Here is a 16,528-nt window from a genome sequence, read left to right as displayed (position 1 = left end):
TCGTCAAATCGCATATCTTAAATACACGATAACGACAGCTTATCATCGCAAAGACGTCACAACGCCCTTCAAAGCTCCAACTGTTGGCAGTTCAGGATCACGGTTGAGAGTCGCCAGACAAATCGGCTTGCTGACAACGGGATCGATCAGAGGGAGCACTTTCGTTCCCTTCAAATCCCCCAGCGCGCGCACCAGAACCCGAGGCACCACGGTCGCAGCGAGCCCCTCGCGCGCCATCACCATAGATGCCGTGAAGCCACTGGTTTCTGCCACGACATGTGGATGCAGGCCCTGTTCCGCAAATATCCGGTCGAGGATACGTCGGTTCTGCATCTGCGGTTCCAACAGGCTGAGTGGAAATTCCGCGACCTGCGCCCATGGGATCGGGCCGGTTTCCGAGCTCATATGGGAAGGGATCAACAGAACATAGGTTTCTTCATACAGAGGCTGCACCTGCCGCAGATCGGTGCCGATGCTGTCACCATAGGTGATACCCGCGTCCAGACTTCCCTCATCCAGCCGATGCTGAACGGCACTGGCGGACATGGTCTCAATCCGCGTTACAATCTGCGGATGGGCCTGCTGCAGGCGCTTTATCAGCCGTCCGGTGAAAGCAATCGCCGTCGGAATCACGCCGAGGATCAAGGTACCGGTGATTTCCCCTTTCGAGGCAAGCACCTGCTGCTCCAGCGCCTTGGTGTCATCCAGAATGCGCCGCGCCCGCACAACGATCATCTCGCCCTCTTCGGTCAGACCCTGAAACCGGTTGGCCCTGCGGACGATCGAGACGCCCAGCCGGTCTTCGAGGTTGCGGATACGCATCGAGAACGCCGGTTGAGATATCCCACATTCTTCGGCCGCCTTGGCAAAATGGCGGTGCCGCGCCAGAGCGCTGAGCAGTTGCAGGTCGCGGATTTCGATCATCTGAGGGCGCCCCAACAATTAGACTGAACCGCAGACTATCGAGTTTTGCGCGAGGAGAAAGCGGGAGATGACTAAAGTAGAGCGAAGGGTGGATTAGAATTGGTGTGAAGCTTCTAGAAACCGGACAGAACGAATGCAATACAAAAGTCAACTCGGCGGGACAAAGGGGACCTTGAGTCGAGTTGAGCCAAGGTTCGCAACCCCAAGATATCGTGTGGGGCGCCTTCAAGCCAAAACAACAAGCACACATGAACATGGATTGAGCAATGGCGGGCAGTGTTGGTATCGCGCAACACAAGTCCACTAGAAGGACCTACGAGGCGCTGATCCGTGAAGTTGCTCTTGAGCCCATCACCAGCAGCGCCCTAGCTTCAAGTTAACGAGAACATCTCCAGGTTGCATTCTGGACTATTGCAGGGCCCTCAATTGCTAAACATGAAACAGATAATCACCCCGGTATTCATTTTTCTCTTGAGCGGTTCTCTGGCGCAAGGGCAATCGGTTGATTTGAGTTCCAATTCCTCCGACAACGAAGTCGGGCAAGTTAGCTCTGTGGATCAGGGTTTCTCAAGCAATAGTTCGTTGCCAGCTGTAGATGGCTTCAATGGGAAACTGGCCTTGGGAACAGTTGCCGATGGTTTCGACGCGAACTATCTGGAAGGGTCTTTTTCGTTACCGCTTGGGCATCAGTACGGATTGCAGATTGACGGTGTAGCTGCCGAGATCAACAGTGATCTCTTCGGTAGTATCCCCGTGTATTCGCTTGGCGCGCACTTGTTTTGGCGCGATCCGTCCCGTGGGCTTCTGGGCGCTTATGCCAACGTCCTCCATGTCGACTCCTTTGGTGGACTTCAATCCTACATTGCCGGTGTTGAAGGCGCGCTCTATTTCGACCGCTTTTCCATTGATGGTACTATCGGTGCCCAACATGGCGACCTTATGAGTACCGATTTCTTTGATGACATCCGTATCAGTTACTATCCGATTGACGACCTGAATTTATTTATTGGTCAAAGCTACAGCTTTGGAACAAACAGCTTCAACTATGGTGCAGAGTGGGCCTTGCCCAGTCAAAGCCGTTCTGCGGTTTCGGCGTTTGCGCAAGGTGCAACGTTCGAAGGCGGAGACCATGCTGTTTCATTGGGTCTTCGCGTCTATTTCGGACAAAAACAAAAGTCTCTGTTGCGCCGCCATCGCGAGGATGATCCGAGGATTCCTGCTCCCGCACCTACATGGGTGTTCATTCCCGTCACAAATCCAGACGGAACCGTAACATTCATCTTTGGCCCGTCGACCGGAATTCCTTTCTAGCCAGATCGAACAGTCGCTCTGTAGCAGTGTGAAACACAAATATTGAGAAAGTAATTTTTGAAAGGTAGTCGGTAAGGGCTCCAAGCGGACTTAGTCTGCTCTCATCTCCATTTTCAACACATCAATCCGAGTGCGCTCATGTGTTGAACAGAAAGTGCATCACATCGCCGTCCTTGACGATGTAACCTTTCCCCTCAGCCCGCATCTTGCCCGCCTCTTTCGCGCCCTGCTCACCTTTGGCGGCGATATAGTCGTCATATGCGATGGTCTCGGCGCGGATGAAGCCCTTTTCAAAATCACCGTGGATCACACCTGCGGCCTGCGGCGCGGCGGTGCCGGTGCGGATGGTCCAGGCGCGGGCCTCTTTCGGGCCGACGGTGAAATAGGTTTCCAGTTTCAGCAGGTCATAGCCCGCGCGGATGAGGCGATCCAGACCGGGCTCTTCAAGGCCCATTTCCTCAAGGAACATTTGGGCCTCGTCATCCTCCAGCAGGCTGATCTCTTCCTCGATCTTGGCGCTGATGATGACGTGGGCGTTGCCCTGAGCGGCAGCCATTTCCGCCACTTTGGCGGAGTATGCGTTGCCTTCGGCGGCTTCTTCCTCGGAGACGTTGCAAACATAGAGCACTGGTTTGGTGGTCAGCAGCTGCAGCATCTTCCACGCCTTGGCATCTTCGGCGGACACTTCGACTAGACGCGCGGGCTTGCCGTTTTCCAGCATTTCCTGCGCTTCGGCAAGCAGGCGATCCTGTTGCTGTGCCTCTTTGTCATTGCCCTTCAGCTTGCGCACCAGATTGGCGCGGCGCTTTTCGATGCTTTCCAGATCGGCCAGCATCAACTCGGTCTCAATCGTGTCGGCATCAGCCACGGGATCAACGCGACCGTCGACATGGGTCACGTCACCGTCTTCAAAACAGCGCAGCACATGGGCAATCGCGTCGGTCTCGCGAATATTGGCCAGAAACTGGTTGCCCAGCCCTTCACCCTTTGAGGCGCCTTTTACCAGACCAGCGATATCGACGAAGGTCATTCGCGTGGGAATGATCTGCTTGGACGATGCAATCGCCGCCAACCTGTCCAGTCGGTCATCCGGAACCGCCACGTCCCCCACATTGGGTTCGATGGTACAGAACGGGAAATTCGCAGCCTGCGCGGCTGCGGTCTTGGTCAGCGCATTGAAGAGCGTCGACTTGCCGACATTCGGCAGACCCACGATTCCCATTCTAAAGCCCATCACGGCCTCCTGATACCATTCGCGGCTGCTTCTAGGCAGGTCCGTGTCGATGCGCAAGCGGTTGGGTGGAACGCATCGAATAGAGTCCGATTGGCCACATCACGGCTTTGTTCCCGAATTGCGTCCTTGCGTGAGTTGAAAAATGCGCCCTATTGTCCCCACTTAGCGAACGACCCTAAACAACCAACTGACTGATTTGATATGAAGACACACCTTCTTATTGCCGCTGCGGCAACCAGCATCGCAACGACCGCGCCGGCCCAAACCATCATTTTCGGGGCGGGATACGCCGACTACTCGGACAGTCAGTCCGAGGATCAGGCCATTTTCTCACTGGAATACCAGCACAGACCGTTTCATCAGGCGACCCGGTTCAGCGCGACATGGGGGGCGGCGCTTTCCGTGGATGTGGACGGCGACACGCATATCGGTGCGGGCCTGGTCGGAGTCTATGCATTCAATGATCGCTGGTTTGTCGAAGGCAGCGTTATGCCCGGATACTATGACAACTCCAACGAACTGAACGATCTGGGTGGCAGCTTTCAAATCCGCAGCCTGTTGGGCGTCGGCTATACGTTGAATAGCGGGAACAAGGTCTCTGTCGCGATCACCCACAAGTCCAATGCCAGCACCCAAGAGGAAAACCCTGGGGTAAACGCGGTCCTACTTCGGTATCACCTGGGCTTCTGACTCATTCTCGATGCGGCGGGATTGATTTTCACGCAAAGTTTCTGCACATCAGGTCGAAACCTGATTGCAAGGACAGTCCATGACCCGTATCGACGCCAAGTTTGCCGCCCTGAAAGCGGAAGGGAAAAAGGCTTTTGTGGCCTATATCATGGCAGGCGACCCTGACTACGACACATCGCTTGAGGTCGTCAAAGGCCTGCCCGGCGCAGGGGTTGATGTGATCGAACTGGGATTGCCGTTTACAGACCCAATGGCTGACGGCCCCACCATTCAGGCCGCAGGGCAACGGGCGCTGGATGGCGGCATGACACTGCAACGCACGCTGGATCTTGCCCGCGCCTTTCGGGAAGCCGATGACACGACACCGATCGTGCTGATGGGATACTACAATCCGATCTACAATCGCGGTGTCGACACGTTCCTTGCCGACGCCAAAGCGGCCGGTATCGACGGTTTGATTGTGGTCGATCTGCCCCCCGAAGAAGATGATGAGCTCTGCCTGCCGGCCCAAGCAGCCGGCCTGAACTTCATTCGTCTGGCGACACCAACCACCGACGACAAACGCCTGCCGCGCGTTCTGCAGAATACTTCTGGCTTCGTCTACTATGTGTCCATCACAGGAATCACCGGTGCCGCCGAAGCCCAGGCCGCGAATGTCGGCCCCGAAGTTGCACGCATCAAGGCTGCAACAGATTTGCCGGTCATCGTTGGATTCGGCATCAACACGCCTGAAAAATCCCGTGCTATCGCCACCGTTGCTGACGGGGCCGTTGTGGGATCGGCAATCGTCAGCCAGATCGGCGCAGGAAAGCCGGTGGCCGACATTCTGGAGTTTGTCAAAACGCTGGCGGACGGCGCCCACTCGGCTTAGTGGGGCGAACCGGGTTCGCAGCGTTTCAACCGCAGCCAACGTTCAACCGGGTTGAGATTTTGACCGGGTTTACGTTGCGATTCAAGGCGCTAATTGGGTACAAAGACGCAATCTAACCCAACAAGGCCGCTGATAATGCCCGTAATTACGACAATCGAAGACCTGAGGCGGATTTACGAGCGGCGCGTCCCCCGCATGTTCTACGATTATGCAGAAAGCGGAAGCTGGACAGAACAAACCTTTCGCGAGAACAGCTCTGATTTTGAGAAGATCCGCCTCCGTCAGCGGGTCGCCGTCGACATGGACGGCCGGTCGACAGCGTCCCACATGATCGGTGAAGAGGTGGCTATGCCGGTTGCGTTGGCCCCTGTGGGCCTGACGGGCATGCAACACGCAGACGGCGAGATGAAGGCCGCAAAGGCCGCCGAAGAGTTCGGGGTGCCCTTCACTCTGTCCACAATGTCGATCAATTCGATCGAAGATGTAGCGGAATACACTGACAAGCCGTTCTGGTTCCAGCTCTATACCATGAAGGACAGCGACTACGTCAGCCGTCTGATTCAGCGCGCAAAGGATGCGGGTTGTTCAGCGCTCGTGATCACACTGGACCTTCAGATACTGGGGCAGCGCCACAAGGACCTCAAAAACGGACTGTCTGCCCCGCCCAAGCTGACCGCTAAAACCATCGCAAACCTGATGACCAAATGGGCATGGGGCATTGAGATGCTCGGCGCAAAGCGGCGCGAATTCGGCAATATTGTCGGCCATGTCGAAGGGATCTCGGATGCCTCGTCACTGGGGGCCTGGACAGCCGAACAATTCGATCCCAGCCTCGACTGGACCAAGGTCGAGAAACTGATGGAGCAATGGGGCGGCAAGGTGATCCTCAAGGGCATACTGGATGCCGAAGACGCTAAAATGGCCGCCAAGCTGGGCGCCGACGCCATTATTGTGTCCAATCATGGCGGCCGCCAGTTGGACGGTGCCCTCAGTTCGATCCGCATGCTGCCGGAGATCATGGATGCGGTCGGGGGTGATGTCGAAGTCCATTTCGACAGCGGCATTCGCTCGGGCCAGGACGTTCTGAAAGCGCTGGCACTGGGGGCAAAGGGCACCTATATCGGCCGCGCCTTTGTCTATGGGTTGGGTGCCATGGGCCAGAAAGGCGTCAGCACTGCACTGGATGTTATCCAAAAGGAACTGGACACGACCATGGCGCTGTGCGGAGAGCGAAATGTAAGCGACCTGGGACATCACAACCTGCTGATACCCGAGGATTTTGGCGGGCGTTGGCAAAACTGACTGGCAATTGTAAGAATCGGATCTCTGCACCGCTTCACGATGTGCGTCTGCCCCGAGCGACTTGCCGCCATTTAAAACCGGATTCCCTGTTCATCTGGCCAAAAATACCTCGGAGCGCGAGGCAGAGCCTCGCAATAGGACAATCCCGCAAAAACCCCTTTCCAAACCCAATGAATCGAGATAAGGACGCGGCTTCACGCGGGCATACAGCCTTGGAGGATGTCCGCCCTAACTTTGGAGAATTAACATGGCTGGTGAGATTCCTGATCTCGTAGCTCTGGAACGGACGGGGACAGGCAAGGGCGCCGCTCGTCAGGCACGCCGCGACGGCATGGTTCCGGGCATTGTATTTGGTGGCGACAACGATCCGCTGCCGATTCAGATACCGTTCAACGAGTTGTTCAAGCGCCTGAAAGCAGGCCGGTTCAAGTCGACCCTTTGGAACCTGAAGGTCGAAGGCCACGAAGACGTCCGCGTCATCTGCCGCGACGTTCAGCGTGATGTCGTTAAAGACCTGCCGACCCATCTGGACCTGATGCGCCTGCGTCGGAGCACCAAAATCGCGCTGTTCATTCCCGTTGAGTTCATCAACGAAGACGCAGCTCCGGGCATCAAGAAGGGTGGCGTTCTGACAGTTGTCCGCCCCGAGGTTGAGCTGGTCTGTACGGCGGGCGATATTCCCGAGAAGATCACCGTTGATCTGACCGGCATGGAAATCAACGACGTTGCGACCATTTCGTCCGTCGATCTTCCAGCTGGCACCAAACCAACCATCGATCGGGATTTCGTGATCGCGAACATCTCCGCTCCGACAGGATTGGCCTCGGATGACGAGGAAGAAGGCGAAGCAGAAGAAGTCGCCGCAGATGAAGTCGAAGTGATCGGCGAAGAAGCCGAAGAATAATCGCCTCACCATCTGAAAGCGAAGAATCGAGGCTCCATTCGGGGCCTCTTTTTTTGTTTGAGACTGGCGTTTCTCGGTGAAACCGTGCAAGCACGGGACAACGCAAGCAATGTCAGCGCGACGTGAGGGCTGAGTCATGAAGCTGTTTGTCGGGTTGGGAAATCCCGGACCAAAATATGCCCGAAACCGGCACAATATCGGTTTCATGGCCGTTGACAGGATTGCCGGGGATCACGGGTTTGGTCCATGGAGGTCAAAGTTCCAGGGTGACATCGCCGAGGGGCGTCTCGGCGGCGAAAAGGTTCTGCTGCTGAAGCCTATGACCTTCATGAACCGCTCTGGCCAGTCGGTGGGCGAAGCGATGCGGTTCTACAAGCTCGACTCGACAGATGTCACTGTCTTTCACGACGAACTGGATCTGGCCCCTGGAAAGGTCCGAGTCAAAGCTGGGGGCGGCCACGCAGGTCACAACGGGCTGCGTTCGGTTCACGACCACATCGGGGCGGCCTATGACCGGGTCCGGTTGGGCATCGGACATCCCGGCCGCAGGGAAATGGTCTCGCCCTATGTGCTCAGCGATTTTGCGAAGTCCGATGGCGAATGGCTGGACAATGTGCTGCGCGGGGTATCGGACGGTGCAATACATCTGGCACAAGAGGACGGTGGCAAGTTCATGAACGCGGTCGCCCTGCGCACGGCACCTCCGCGATCATCCAAAACACCCGCAGCCCAAAAGCCAGACGCCGTCCCCGAACCGTCGCCCGAACCCACCTCGGATGAACGATCGGCGATGCAACGACTTTTGGACAAATTCAGGTGATTCAGGCCTTTACCTTCCGTAACGTAGCAATTGCGGATTGAACCATCCCGCGTTCCAATGTGGCCCGAAGAGGGAGGATTCAGATGCGGACAGTGTTCAAGTGGGTGTTGCGTATCGTTTTGGCGTTAGTGCTGGCGGCTGTCGTCGTCGGCCTGTGGAAACGCGAAGAGATACAGCGCCTCATGGCGGTGAACTCACTCTTTTCTCAAGATAAGATCGTTCACAATTTCTCTCATATGGATGAAGCTTTCCTGACGACGGACCTGCCGCGTGGCGACGGACCAACCTGGGAGTTGCCATACGGCACCGGATTCGATTTGCCGGACGGCACCGACGCGTGGATCGAGGACCGATCGGTTACCTCATTGCTGGTCATGCAAGATGGACAGATTCGGTTCGAGGAATACTATCTGGGCACCGCGGCCGAGGACCGGCGGATTTCCTGGTCCGTTGCCAAAAGCTATCTCTCGGCCCTGCTGGGTATTCTTATGGATGAAGGTGCCATCGGGTCTCTGGACGATCCGGTTGTGCAATATGCGCCCGATCTGCAGGACAGCGCCTACAAGACGGCGACGATCCGAAATGTCCTGAATATGGCCAGCGGTGTCACGTTCGATGAGGACTATCTGGACTATAACTCCGACATAAATCGGATGGGTCGTGTGGTGGCGCTGGGTGGAGAACTGGACGATTTTGCAGCATCGCTCAAGGACAGTTTCACGGCACCCGGAGAAACCTGGCAATACGTTTCAATTGACACCCACGTCGTCGGCATGGTGATCCGCGGTGCGACAGGTCGCAGCGTTTCAGAGTTGATGACCGAAAAGGTAATACAGCCGCTTGGCCTGGAGCGGGATGGGTACTATATCACCGACGGTGCCGGAGTGGCGTTTGTGCTGGGCGGCCTGAACTTTACAACCCGTGACTTTGCGCGATTTGGACAGATGATCCTGCAAAACGGAACTCACGACGGGCAGCAACTGGTACCGGCGGACTGGATCGCCGAGGCAACCCATGCCAGCGCGCCGACGGACGCTGATGAAACAGGCTATGGTTATCAGTGGTGGATTCCGATTGGTGCCGAGGATGGAGAGTTTCTTGCCCGGGGCGTTTACGGACAATACATCTACTTTGACCAAGCGCGCGGCGTCCTGATCGTCACCACCGGCGCGGACCGACAATTCCGCGAGCCCGGAGTCAACGCTCGGAACGTGGAAGTGTTCCGTACAATCGCCCGAAACCTTTAAGGTGCCACCATGCAAAAGCAAGACAGCATCAACGTTTTGGGAGGCGTGCTCGCGCCGTGTTCGCGCAAACCGTTAACCGGCTTTTTCCGGGATGGTGCCTGTAACACCTGCCCCGAAGACCAGGGCAGCCACACGGTCTGTGCGGTGATGACAGCAGAGTTTCTGGCCTTCTCAAAATATGTCGGCAATGACCTGAGCACACCCAGACCGGAATTCGATTTTCCCGGCCTCAAGCCCGGTGACAGCTGGTGCCTGTGCGCCAGCCGGTTTTTTCAGGCCCATGATGAGGGATGTGCGCCAAAGGTTCACCTGGAAGCCACACATGAGCGCGCGCTGGACGTCACGCCGATCGAGATATTGCGTCAACACGCCGCCAAGACTGATTAAATCAGTCTGATATACAGAATGCACGCATATCCGCCAGCCAGCGTTCGCTTCTGCCAGCATCTCATCGACCATTGACGAGGTAAACCATGAGTTTCATCGCTATGAACCGGTTTAAAGTCCTTACCGGCAGCGAAGCCGATTTCGAATCTGTCTGGAAGGACCGCGAAAGCCGTTTAAAGGAGCTGCCGGGTTTTCAAGAGTTCCGCCTGTTAAAAGGGCCGGAAGGCGACGGCTATAGACTGTACTCCAGCCATGTCATCTGGGACAGTCGCGCAGATTTTGAAGCCTGGACCAAATCCGAACAATTCCGCGATGCGCACAAGAATGCCGGGAAAAGCAGCACACAATCCGCCCTGATGGGTCCACCTCAATTTGAGGGTTTCGAAACGGTTCTGCATCAAAGCTGACCCACCCTCTTGGCGTACCGGTTCAGGTGTCACGCAGCGCGGGCCAGGTATCCGCGCGACGTGCGTGATGGCGGTCCGGTTGGAAAGCTGTGTTCTGCTTCCAAAACCCATCCCGAATCCCTGAGCATTTCGGCGACTCTGTGCGGTCGGTACGAACGGTGACGCCATTGGAACCAGATAATGGCGTTGCACCAGTGCGGTTTGCTGACGACAAGCCACAGTTTGGCGTCAGCCGTGGCCAGTCTGCGCATATAGCGCAGCGCATTGGTCGGATCCGAGCAATGCTCCAGGATATGAGCCGCAAGAATGCAATCATGCGGTTCAACGGTCTGATAGTCTTCCAGTCTTGATTGCACTGTTTTGGCAGCAACACCTCTTTGAGACAGCGCTTTCTCGGCCTGCCGCAGCATTTTTTTGACCGGCTCCATCAGAGTGACCTGGCCTTCGGTTTGAATAACGGCACGCGCCTCAGCAAAAGCGCCAGTGCCGCAGCCAACGTCCAACCCGTTGCGACCAAGGCCCCCGGCAGACGCCGTCGACAGAAATCCCAGATAGGCATCGAAATACCCCAGCAAACGCATCTTGTCGGCCCAACCGGGGGCGGCCGTGTCATACTTTTGATCGAGCTTGTCCGAACTGGATGCATGTTGCATGCCACGCACCGTGACATGAAACGGCCGGGGCGCAAAGCCCCGGGCAAGTATCAGTCAGCCGTGCGGCCTTCGGTATCCGACATGTCGAAGTTCAGATACTTCGCAACGGTCTGAACGTCCTTGTCCCCGCGCCCGCACATATTCATGCAGATGATGTGATCCCTGGGCAGGTCCGGCGCAATCTTCATGACATGCGCCAGAGCGTGGCAGGGTTCCAGCGCTGGAATGATACCTTCCGTCGCGCAACACAGTTGGAACGCCTCAAGCGCTTCCTTGTCGGTAATCGAGACATACTGAGCGCGACCGATTTCATGCAGCCAGGAATGCTCGGGCCCGATGCCGGGATAGTCCAGACCAGCCGATATCGAATAGCCCTCGAGAATCTGACCATCGTCATCCTGTAGCAGGTAGGTGCGGTTGCCGTGCAAGACACCCGGGCGACCGCCAGTCAGCGAGGCGCAGTGCTCCATCTTTTCATTAACGCCTTTGCCGCCGGCTTCGACACCAATGATGTTGACCTCTTTGTCGTCGAGGAAAGGGTAGAACAGACCCATCGCATTCGAACCGCCACCGATGGCCGCAATGAGGGTGTCCGGCAGGCGACCTTCGACCTTGTGCATCTGTTCTTTGGCTTCCTTGCCGATGATCGACTGGAAGTCCCGCACCATCGCCGGATAGGGGTGCGGACCGGCAACGGTGCCAATGCAGTAGAACGTATCCCGCACATTGGTCACCCAATCGCGCAGCGCATCGTTCATTGCGTCCTTCAGCGTACCTCTGCCCGACGTCACCGGGATCACTTCGGCCCCCAACAGGCGCATGCGGAATACATTCGGGGCCTGACGCTGCACGTCATGCGCGCCCATGTAAACCACACATTTCAGGCCAAACTTTGCGCAAACGGTCGCCGTTGCAACACCGTGCTGCCCTGCACCGGTTTCGGCAATGATCCGGGTCTTGCCCATGCGGCGCGCCAGAATGATCTGACCCAGCACGTTATTGATCTTGTGGGCACCGGTATGGTTAAGCTCATCACGTTTCAGGTAGATTTTCGCGCCGCCCAGATGCTCGGTCAGGCGCTCCGCGAAATAGAGCGGCGAGGGGCGGCCCACATAGTTGGCCCACAGATCGTCCATCTCGGCCCAGAAGGTCGGATCATCCTTGGCTTTGTTGTATTCCTCTTCCAGCGACAGGATCAGCGGCATCAGCGTTTCGCTGACAAACCGCCCGCCGAAAATGCCAAAACGGCCGCGCTCATCAGGGCCGGACATGAAGGAATTGAAAAGATCGTTGGCCATGGGTGTCTCCCTCGTCGTACCCGATGTTCATATGTGGTGCCGGGCCGTTTTGCCATGGCAAAACGCATCATTCCGCTGCGCGAGTGTTCTGTGTCCACGCGCGCACCGCTTGTTCTGTGGAAGGCACCGTATCGCACTCAAAATGGTGGAAAGTGTATACATGTGCCAGCCGATGCGCGGCCTGCATCACGCCCCGATGCGGGCCGGATCGCGCATAACCCAACATCGCATCCGCGTCGCGCCAGACGCTCAGTGAGAAATAGAGCCCGTCATGCCGAAACACCTCGGCATGCCCACATGCGGGGTCTGCCTGTGCCTGCCGCAAGGCCCGCCCCGCCCGCCAGTAGAACTCGGGTACATGGTACCAGTGTCTGATAGAAACTCCGCCAATGGCTGCCAGCATTTTGCGTCCTCCACAAAAAGAGATACGCAATCAACAGACGCTCAGATCACCGGGCAGCGCTGATAAAGGCCTTGATCAGGTCTGGGTCTTTGACCCCTGGCGCGCTTTCGACACCGGATGCCACGTCGACCTGCCGCGCGCCTGTCATACGAATGGCTTCAGCCACGTTGCCTGGGTTAAGTCCGCCGGCCAGCATCCAGGGCTTTCGCCAGTATTTGCGCCCGGCCAGCAAACGCCAATCAAACGCCAAACCATTCCCGCCCGGCAAAACCGCGTTCTTCGGCGCTTTGGCATCGATCAGCAGCTGGTCAGCGACATCGCTGTAGGTATCAATCGCGGCCAGATCTTCGGCATCGGCAACACCAATCACCTTCATCACGGGCAAGCCATACCGGTCCTTGACCTCTTGCACGCGTTCGATGGTCTCGGCCCCATGCAATTGCAGCATGTCGAATGGCGCGGTCTGCGTGATGCTGTCGAGCAGCTCATTCGTGGCATTCACGACCAAAGCCACCTTGGCGACGCCCTCCGGCACATGGGCCGCCAAGTCTGCCGCCTGCTCGGGCGAGACGTAGCGCGGCGATTTGGGGAAAAAGTTAAATCCCAGATACCGCGCACCGGCATCCACCGAAGCGCGCACGTGATCCGGTGCGGTCAGACCGCAGATTTTGACAGCTACTTCAGGCATAGCGCCGGTTTAGCCCGCCTCATCCAGAATGGCCAGAACCTCGTCTTTGCCTTCATTCTGCTTTTTCTTGAGCTTCTTGACCTCGCGCTCAAGCTTGCGCACTTCGCCTTTCTTCGCGGTCGCGTCGCGGCGATGTTTGTGCTCGCGCAACCACTCCCAGAGAAACCCGATAACCAGACCGGCGACAACGCCGCCCAGAACCACCAGGAACAGCGGCAGGGTTGTGCTCAGGTTAAAGCCCAGAAGCTCGGCCAGGGTGTCCGGCATCAGTTTCAATTCCACTGACTGGACGTTGGCCAGTGATACCGAAATCAGAACGATCCCCAGGATCGCCAAAAAAGCATATCGTAGATAGCGCATCATAAGGTCAGGCTTTACCGTTCAATCGGTCCCTGAGCAACTTACCAGTTTTAAAAAACGGAACACATTTTTCTTCGACCTGAACAGTTTCACCTGTTCTCGGGTTCCGGCCAACGCGAGCGTCGCGTTTTTTGACCGAGAACGCCCCAAACCCGCGCAGTTCCACGCGGTCGCCACGGGCCATGGCATCCGTCACTTCTTCAAATACAGTGTTCACAATCCGCTCAACATCACGCTGATAGAGATGCGGGTTTTCGTCTGCAATTTTTTGGATCAGTTCTGAACGGATCATGCGTGATACCCTCCCAGGCGGCCAGTGTGACATGTCTACTGTTTTGGACAGTATAGAAAAAAACCCGGTTCGGTGGAACGCAAACTCTGGGCACCGAGGCTTCAATTTGTGGCAATCTCACATATTTTTTTGCATCTGACCCGCATTTCCACAATCAAAGCGCGAACGGCGGCCAAAACAAGCCTACGAATCAGAACGCATTGATTCGCAACAAAAACGGCCCCGCGCAAAAGCGCGGGGCCGTTACTCTCGTTCAGGATACGGACCGGGCTTAGTCGCCAGATTTCAGCGCTGCACCCAGGATATCGCCCAGCGATGCACCCGAGTCAGAGGAACCGTACTGTTCCACGGCCTCTTTCTCTTCGGCGATCTCGCGTGCCTTGATCGACAGGCCCAGACGACGGGTCTTGCTGTCGACATTGGTGACGCGGACGTCGACCTTGTCGCCGACCGAGAAACGCTCGGGGCGCTGCTCAGCACGGTCACGCGACAGGTCCGAACGACGGATGAACGACTTCATACCTTCGTACTCGACCTCAATGCCGCCATCTTCGATCGCGGTCACTTCGACGGTCACGATCGAGCCACGCTTCACGCCGCCCACGGCTTCGGCGAACTTGTCACCGCCCAGGGCTTTGATCGACAGCGAAATACGCTCTTTTTCAACGTCAACTTCCGAGACAACAGCCGAAACCATGTCGCCTTTGCGGTAGTTCTGGATCGCATCCTCGCCACGCTCGTCCCAGGACAGGTCGGACAGGTGAACCATGCCGTCGATGTCGCCTTCGAGGCCAATGAACAGACCGAATTCGGTGATGTTCTTGACTTCGCCTTCGACCTCGGTGCCCTCGGGGTGCGTTTCTGCAAACACTTCCCATGGGTTGCGCTGAGTCTGCTTCAGGCCCAGAGATACGCGACGCTTGGCGCCGTCGATTTCCAGAACCATGACGTCAACTTCCTGGCTGGTCGAAACGATCTTGCCGGGGTGGACGTTTTTCTTGGTCCAGGACATCTCGGACACGTGCACCAGACCTTCGACACCGGCTTCCAGCTCGACGAACGCGCCGTAGTCGGTGATGTTGGTGACGCGACCCTGATGGACCGAGCCCAGCGGGTATTTCGCAGCAACCAGATCCCACGGATCTTCTTGCAGCTGCTTCATGCCCAGGCTGATGCGGTGAGTCTCTTTGTTGATCTTGATGACCTGAACCTTGATGGTTTCGCCGATCGTCAGGATCTCGGATGGGTGGTTCACACGGCGCCATGCCATGTCGGTGACGTGCAGCAGGCCGTCAACGCCACCCAGGTCAACAAATGCACCGTATTCGGTGATGTTCTTGACAACACCCTCGACGGTCTGACCTTCGGACAGGTTGCCGATGACTTCGGCACGCTGTTCGGCACGCGATTCTTCCAGGATGGCGCGACGCGACACAACGATGTTGCCACGACGGCGGTCCATTTTCAGAATCTGGAACGGCTGCTTCAGACCCATCAGCGGGCCAGCGTCGCGCACGGGGCGCACGTCAACCTGCGAGCCGGGCAGGAACGCAACTGCGCCACCCAGATCGACGGTGAAGCCACCTTTGACGCGACCGAAGATTGCACCTTCGACGCGCTGGTCGTCGGCATATGCTTTTTCCAGACGGTCCCATGCCTCTTCACGGCGGGCCATCTCGCGCGAGATGACGGCTTCGCCACGGGCGTTTTCTGCGGCGCGCAGATAAACTTCGACCTCGTCACCTACAGCGATTTCAGGGGCTTCGCCGGGATTTGCGAATTCTTTCAGATCAACGCGGCCTTCCATTTTGTAGCCGACGTCGATGATGGCTTGGCCGGCTTCTATCGCCAGAACCTTACCTTTGACAACAGACCCCTCTTCGGGTGTGTCCATTTCGAAGCTTTCGTTCAGGAGGGCTTCGAATTCCTCCATGGATGCGTTAGCCATGTGGCGTTGTTTTCCTTTACAGTACGTTTTTGCTGGCCGAGCGGTTGTCTCCGCCGGTCTTGTGGGTTGGTCAGACGATTTGGCATTGCTGCCACAAAACAAAGAGGGCCGGTTGGTTCCGACCCTGCTCGTCTCATTGTTTTATGGCTCAAATCGCCTTGTCGACGCGCGCTCTATAGCGGCTCGGCGAAGTTCCCGCAACCCGAAAGCACAATCTGGCAGCCGGGTCGCCTGATATTGCCAAACGAGTATTGACCTGTTCTTCTTGTTTCCGCGCATTGCTGGTTTTCGTGAACATGTCCGATCAGCAATCCGGAAACCCGCTGCAACCGGAGCTATCGACAAACATGGAAGACTTTAATCTCATTGTCGCGCAGCAACCGCAATGGCTTCAGATCTGGCTGAATGTTTTGGGGTTCGGGGCATTCATTCTACCCGTCACCCTGTTGGTCTGGCGTCAAACCCGGCTGGTCTCGGTCATTACGCTGGCTGGCAGCGTTCTGGGCGCGGCGGGGGTATTAGTGATTTTCAGCCAACTGGGATACGTGCGTCTTATGGGGCTGGGGCATGTGGTGTTCTGGACACCGGTGGCGATCTACCTCTGGCGGCAGCAAACACGTGCAGACCTGCCGGTTCTGCCGACATGGATCATTCGCGCCATATTGCTGATCATCACGATCTCTTTGATCTTCGACTATATCGATGTCATCCGATACCTGCTTGGAGACAGAACACCTGAGCCCGTGCCCACCTGAAGGCAGAGATTTACCACCCCCGCCCTCAGCGGAG

The 16,528-nt window shown here is 56.9% G+C and carries 19 protein-coding genes; 10 read left to right on the top strand and 9 right to left on the bottom strand.

From position 1 onward, the window contains the following. Positions 1-42: 42 nt before the first annotated feature. On the bottom strand, positions 43-924 hold the full coding sequence (locus ACR3E0_RS06260; RefSeq protein ID WP_480477211.1) for a LysR family transcriptional regulator: 882 nt from the start codon (positions 922-924) through the stop codon (positions 43-45). Positions 925-1,359: 435 nt separating this feature from the next. On the opposite strand from ACR3E0_RS06260, the gene ACR3E0_RS06255 reads away from it, so the two are divergent. Further along, entirely contained in the window at positions 1,360-2,235 is an 876-nt protein-coding gene (locus ACR3E0_RS06255) for a hypothetical protein (RefSeq protein WP_480477209.1), read from the top strand. 136 nt (positions 2,236-2,371) lie between these two features. On the opposite strand, the gene ychF is transcribed toward ACR3E0_RS06255, so the two are convergent. After that, entirely contained in the window at positions 2,372-3,469 is a 1,098-nt protein-coding gene (gene ychF / locus ACR3E0_RS06250) for a redox-regulated ATPase YchF (protein WP_480477207.1), read from the bottom strand. Positions 3,470-3,670: 201 nt separating this feature from the next. On the opposite strand from ychF, the gene ACR3E0_RS06245 reads away from it, so the two are divergent. The 8 genes from ACR3E0_RS06245 to hmuQ all read left to right on the top strand — a co-directional run bounded on the left by ACR3E0_RS06245 (position 3,671) and on the right by hmuQ (position 10,097). Beyond that, entirely contained in the window at positions 3,671-4,159 is a 489-nt protein-coding gene (locus ACR3E0_RS06245; protein WP_480477205.1) for an acyloxyacyl hydrolase, read from the top strand. A 79-nt stretch (positions 4,160-4,238) separates the two neighbouring features. After that, entirely contained in the window at positions 4,239-5,030 is a 792-nt protein-coding gene (trpA, locus tag ACR3E0_RS06240) for a tryptophan synthase subunit alpha (RefSeq protein ID WP_480477203.1), read from the top strand. Between the two features lie 135 nt (positions 5,031-5,165). Beyond that, on the top strand, positions 5,166-6,332 hold the full coding sequence (locus ACR3E0_RS06235; RefSeq protein ID WP_480477201.1) for an alpha-hydroxy acid oxidase: 1,167 nt from the start codon (positions 5,166-5,168) through the stop codon (positions 6,330-6,332). 247 nt (positions 6,333-6,579) lie between these two features. Further along, positions 6,580-7,236 (top strand): 50S ribosomal protein L25/general stress protein Ctc, encoded by a 657-nt coding sequence (locus ACR3E0_RS06230; protein WP_480477199.1) that lies wholly within the window; start codon positions 6,580-6,582, stop codon positions 7,234-7,236. A gap of 136 nt (positions 7,237-7,372) precedes the next feature. Continuing rightward, complete coding sequence (gene pth, locus ACR3E0_RS06225; RefSeq protein ID WP_480477197.1) at positions 7,373-8,056, top strand: aminoacyl-tRNA hydrolase; 684 nt, start codon at positions 7,373-7,375, stop codon at positions 8,054-8,056. 83 nt (positions 8,057-8,139) lie between these two features. Next, positions 8,140-9,303 (top strand): serine hydrolase domain-containing protein, encoded by a 1,164-nt coding sequence (locus ACR3E0_RS06220; RefSeq protein ID WP_480477195.1) that lies wholly within the window; start codon positions 8,140-8,142, stop codon positions 9,301-9,303. A 9-nt stretch (positions 9,304-9,312) separates the two neighbouring features. Continuing rightward, entirely contained in the window at positions 9,313-9,690 is a 378-nt protein-coding gene (locus tag ACR3E0_RS06215; protein WP_480477193.1) for a DUF2237 family protein, read from the top strand. An 86-nt stretch (positions 9,691-9,776) separates the two neighbouring features. Beyond that, positions 9,777-10,097, top strand: coding sequence for a heme-degrading protein HmuQ (gene hmuQ, locus ACR3E0_RS06210; RefSeq protein ID WP_480477191.1), 321 nt, complete (start codon positions 9,777-9,779; stop codon positions 10,095-10,097). A 29-nt stretch (positions 10,098-10,126) separates the two neighbouring features. Here hmuQ and ACR3E0_RS06205 read toward each other — a convergent pair whose 3' ends face one another. From ACR3E0_RS06205 to rpsA, 7 genes are all read right to left on the bottom strand, one after another. Next, on the bottom strand, positions 10,127-10,750 hold the full coding sequence (locus ACR3E0_RS06205) for a class I SAM-dependent methyltransferase (protein ID WP_480477189.1): 624 nt from the start codon (positions 10,748-10,750) through the stop codon (positions 10,127-10,129). 50 nt (positions 10,751-10,800) lie between these two features. Then, positions 10,801-12,048 carry a tryptophan synthase subunit beta gene (gene trpB, locus ACR3E0_RS06200; protein ID WP_480477187.1) on the bottom strand — a complete coding sequence of 416 codons (1,248 nt, stop codon included), beginning with the start codon at positions 12,046-12,048 and terminating at the stop codon, positions 10,801-10,803. Between the two features lie 67 nt (positions 12,049-12,115). Next, positions 12,116-12,451: a hypothetical protein gene (locus ACR3E0_RS06195; protein ID WP_480477185.1), complete on the bottom strand. Its 336-nt coding sequence runs from the start codon at positions 12,449-12,451 to the stop codon at positions 12,116-12,118. A 46-nt stretch (positions 12,452-12,497) separates the two neighbouring features. Then, the gene (locus ACR3E0_RS06190; RefSeq protein ID WP_480477183.1) at positions 12,498-13,139 is read right to left on the bottom strand and encodes a phosphoribosylanthranilate isomerase; all 642 of its coding nucleotides are present in this window, start codon (positions 13,137-13,139) and stop codon (positions 12,498-12,500) included. 9 nt (positions 13,140-13,148) lie between these two features. Further along, positions 13,149-13,499 carry a LapA family protein gene (locus tag ACR3E0_RS06185; RefSeq protein WP_480477182.1) on the bottom strand — a complete coding sequence of 117 codons (351 nt, stop codon included), beginning with the start codon at positions 13,497-13,499 and terminating at the stop codon, positions 13,149-13,151. A 7-nt stretch (positions 13,500-13,506) separates the two neighbouring features. Continuing rightward, on the bottom strand, positions 13,507-13,791 hold the full coding sequence (ihfB, locus tag ACR3E0_RS06180; protein WP_050603110.1) for an integration host factor subunit beta: 285 nt from the start codon (positions 13,789-13,791) through the stop codon (positions 13,507-13,509). Positions 13,792-14,062: 271 nt separating this feature from the next. Next, complete coding sequence (gene rpsA, locus ACR3E0_RS06175) at positions 14,063-15,739, bottom strand: 30S ribosomal protein S1 (RefSeq protein ID WP_010438032.1); 1,677 nt, start codon at positions 15,737-15,739, stop codon at positions 14,063-14,065. Positions 15,740-16,035: 296 nt separating this feature from the next. Here rpsA and ACR3E0_RS06170 point away from each other — a divergent pair, with 296 nt between their 5' ends. Then, on the top strand, positions 16,036-16,494 hold the full coding sequence (locus ACR3E0_RS06170; protein ID WP_480477179.1) for a hypothetical protein: 459 nt from the start codon (positions 16,036-16,038) through the stop codon (positions 16,492-16,494). Positions 16,495-16,528 lie beyond the last annotated feature (34 nt).

This window comes from Ruegeria sp. AJ12 (assembly GCF_056536245.1).
This window is presented reverse-complemented; position numbering and strand designations above follow the sequence as displayed.

Excerpts from the sequence above, each read along its gene's own strand:
- ACR3E0_RS06260 (WP_480477211.1), bottom strand. The coding sequence starts at position 924 with ATGATCGAAATCCGCGACCTGCAACTGCTCAGCGCTCTGGCGCGGCAC.
- ACR3E0_RS06255 (WP_480477209.1), top strand. The coding sequence starts at position 1,360 with ATGAAACAGATAATCACCCCGGTATTCATTTTTCTCTTGAGCGGTTCT.
- ychF (WP_480477207.1), bottom strand. The coding sequence starts at position 3,469 with ATGGGCTTTAGAATGGGAATCGTGGGTCTGCCGAATGTCGGCAAGTCG.
- ACR3E0_RS06245 (WP_480477205.1), top strand. The coding sequence starts at position 3,671 with ATGAAGACACACCTTCTTATTGCCGCTGCGGCAACCAGCATCGCAACG.
- trpA (WP_480477203.1), top strand. The coding sequence starts at position 4,239 with ATGACCCGTATCGACGCCAAGTTTGCCGCCCTGAAAGCGGAAGGGAAA.
- ACR3E0_RS06235 (WP_480477201.1), top strand. The coding sequence starts at position 5,166 with ATGCCCGTAATTACGACAATCGAAGACCTGAGGCGGATTTACGAGCGG.
- ACR3E0_RS06230 (WP_480477199.1), top strand. The coding sequence starts at position 6,580 with ATGGCTGGTGAGATTCCTGATCTCGTAGCTCTGGAACGGACGGGGACA.
- pth (WP_480477197.1), top strand. The coding sequence starts at position 7,373 with ATGAAGCTGTTTGTCGGGTTGGGAAATCCCGGACCAAAATATGCCCGA.
- ACR3E0_RS06220 (WP_480477195.1), top strand. The coding sequence starts at position 8,140 with ATGCGGACAGTGTTCAAGTGGGTGTTGCGTATCGTTTTGGCGTTAGTG.
- ACR3E0_RS06215 (WP_480477193.1), top strand. The coding sequence starts at position 9,313 with ATGCAAAAGCAAGACAGCATCAACGTTTTGGGAGGCGTGCTCGCGCCG.
- hmuQ (WP_480477191.1), top strand. The coding sequence starts at position 9,777 with ATGAGTTTCATCGCTATGAACCGGTTTAAAGTCCTTACCGGCAGCGAA.
- ACR3E0_RS06205 (WP_480477189.1), bottom strand. The coding sequence starts at position 10,750 with ATGCAACATGCATCCAGTTCGGACAAGCTCGATCAAAAGTATGACACG.
- trpB (WP_480477187.1), bottom strand. The coding sequence starts at position 12,048 with ATGGCCAACGATCTTTTCAATTCCTTCATGTCCGGCCCTGATGAGCGC.
- ACR3E0_RS06195 (WP_480477185.1), bottom strand. The coding sequence starts at position 12,451 with ATGCTGGCAGCCATTGGCGGAGTTTCTATCAGACACTGGTACCATGTA.
- ACR3E0_RS06190 (WP_480477183.1), bottom strand. The coding sequence starts at position 13,139 with ATGCCTGAAGTAGCTGTCAAAATCTGCGGTCTGACCGCACCGGATCAC.
- ACR3E0_RS06185 (WP_480477182.1), bottom strand. The coding sequence starts at position 13,499 with ATGCGCTATCTACGATATGCTTTTTTGGCGATCCTGGGGATCGTTCTG.
- ihfB (WP_050603110.1), bottom strand. The coding sequence starts at position 13,791 with ATGATCCGTTCAGAACTGATCCAAAAAATTGCAGACGAAAACCCGCAT.
- rpsA (WP_010438032.1), bottom strand. The coding sequence starts at position 15,739 with ATGGCTAACGCATCCATGGAGGAATTCGAAGCCCTCCTGAACGAAAGC.
- ACR3E0_RS06170 (WP_480477179.1), top strand. The coding sequence starts at position 16,036 with ATGTCCGATCAGCAATCCGGAAACCCGCTGCAACCGGAGCTATCGACA.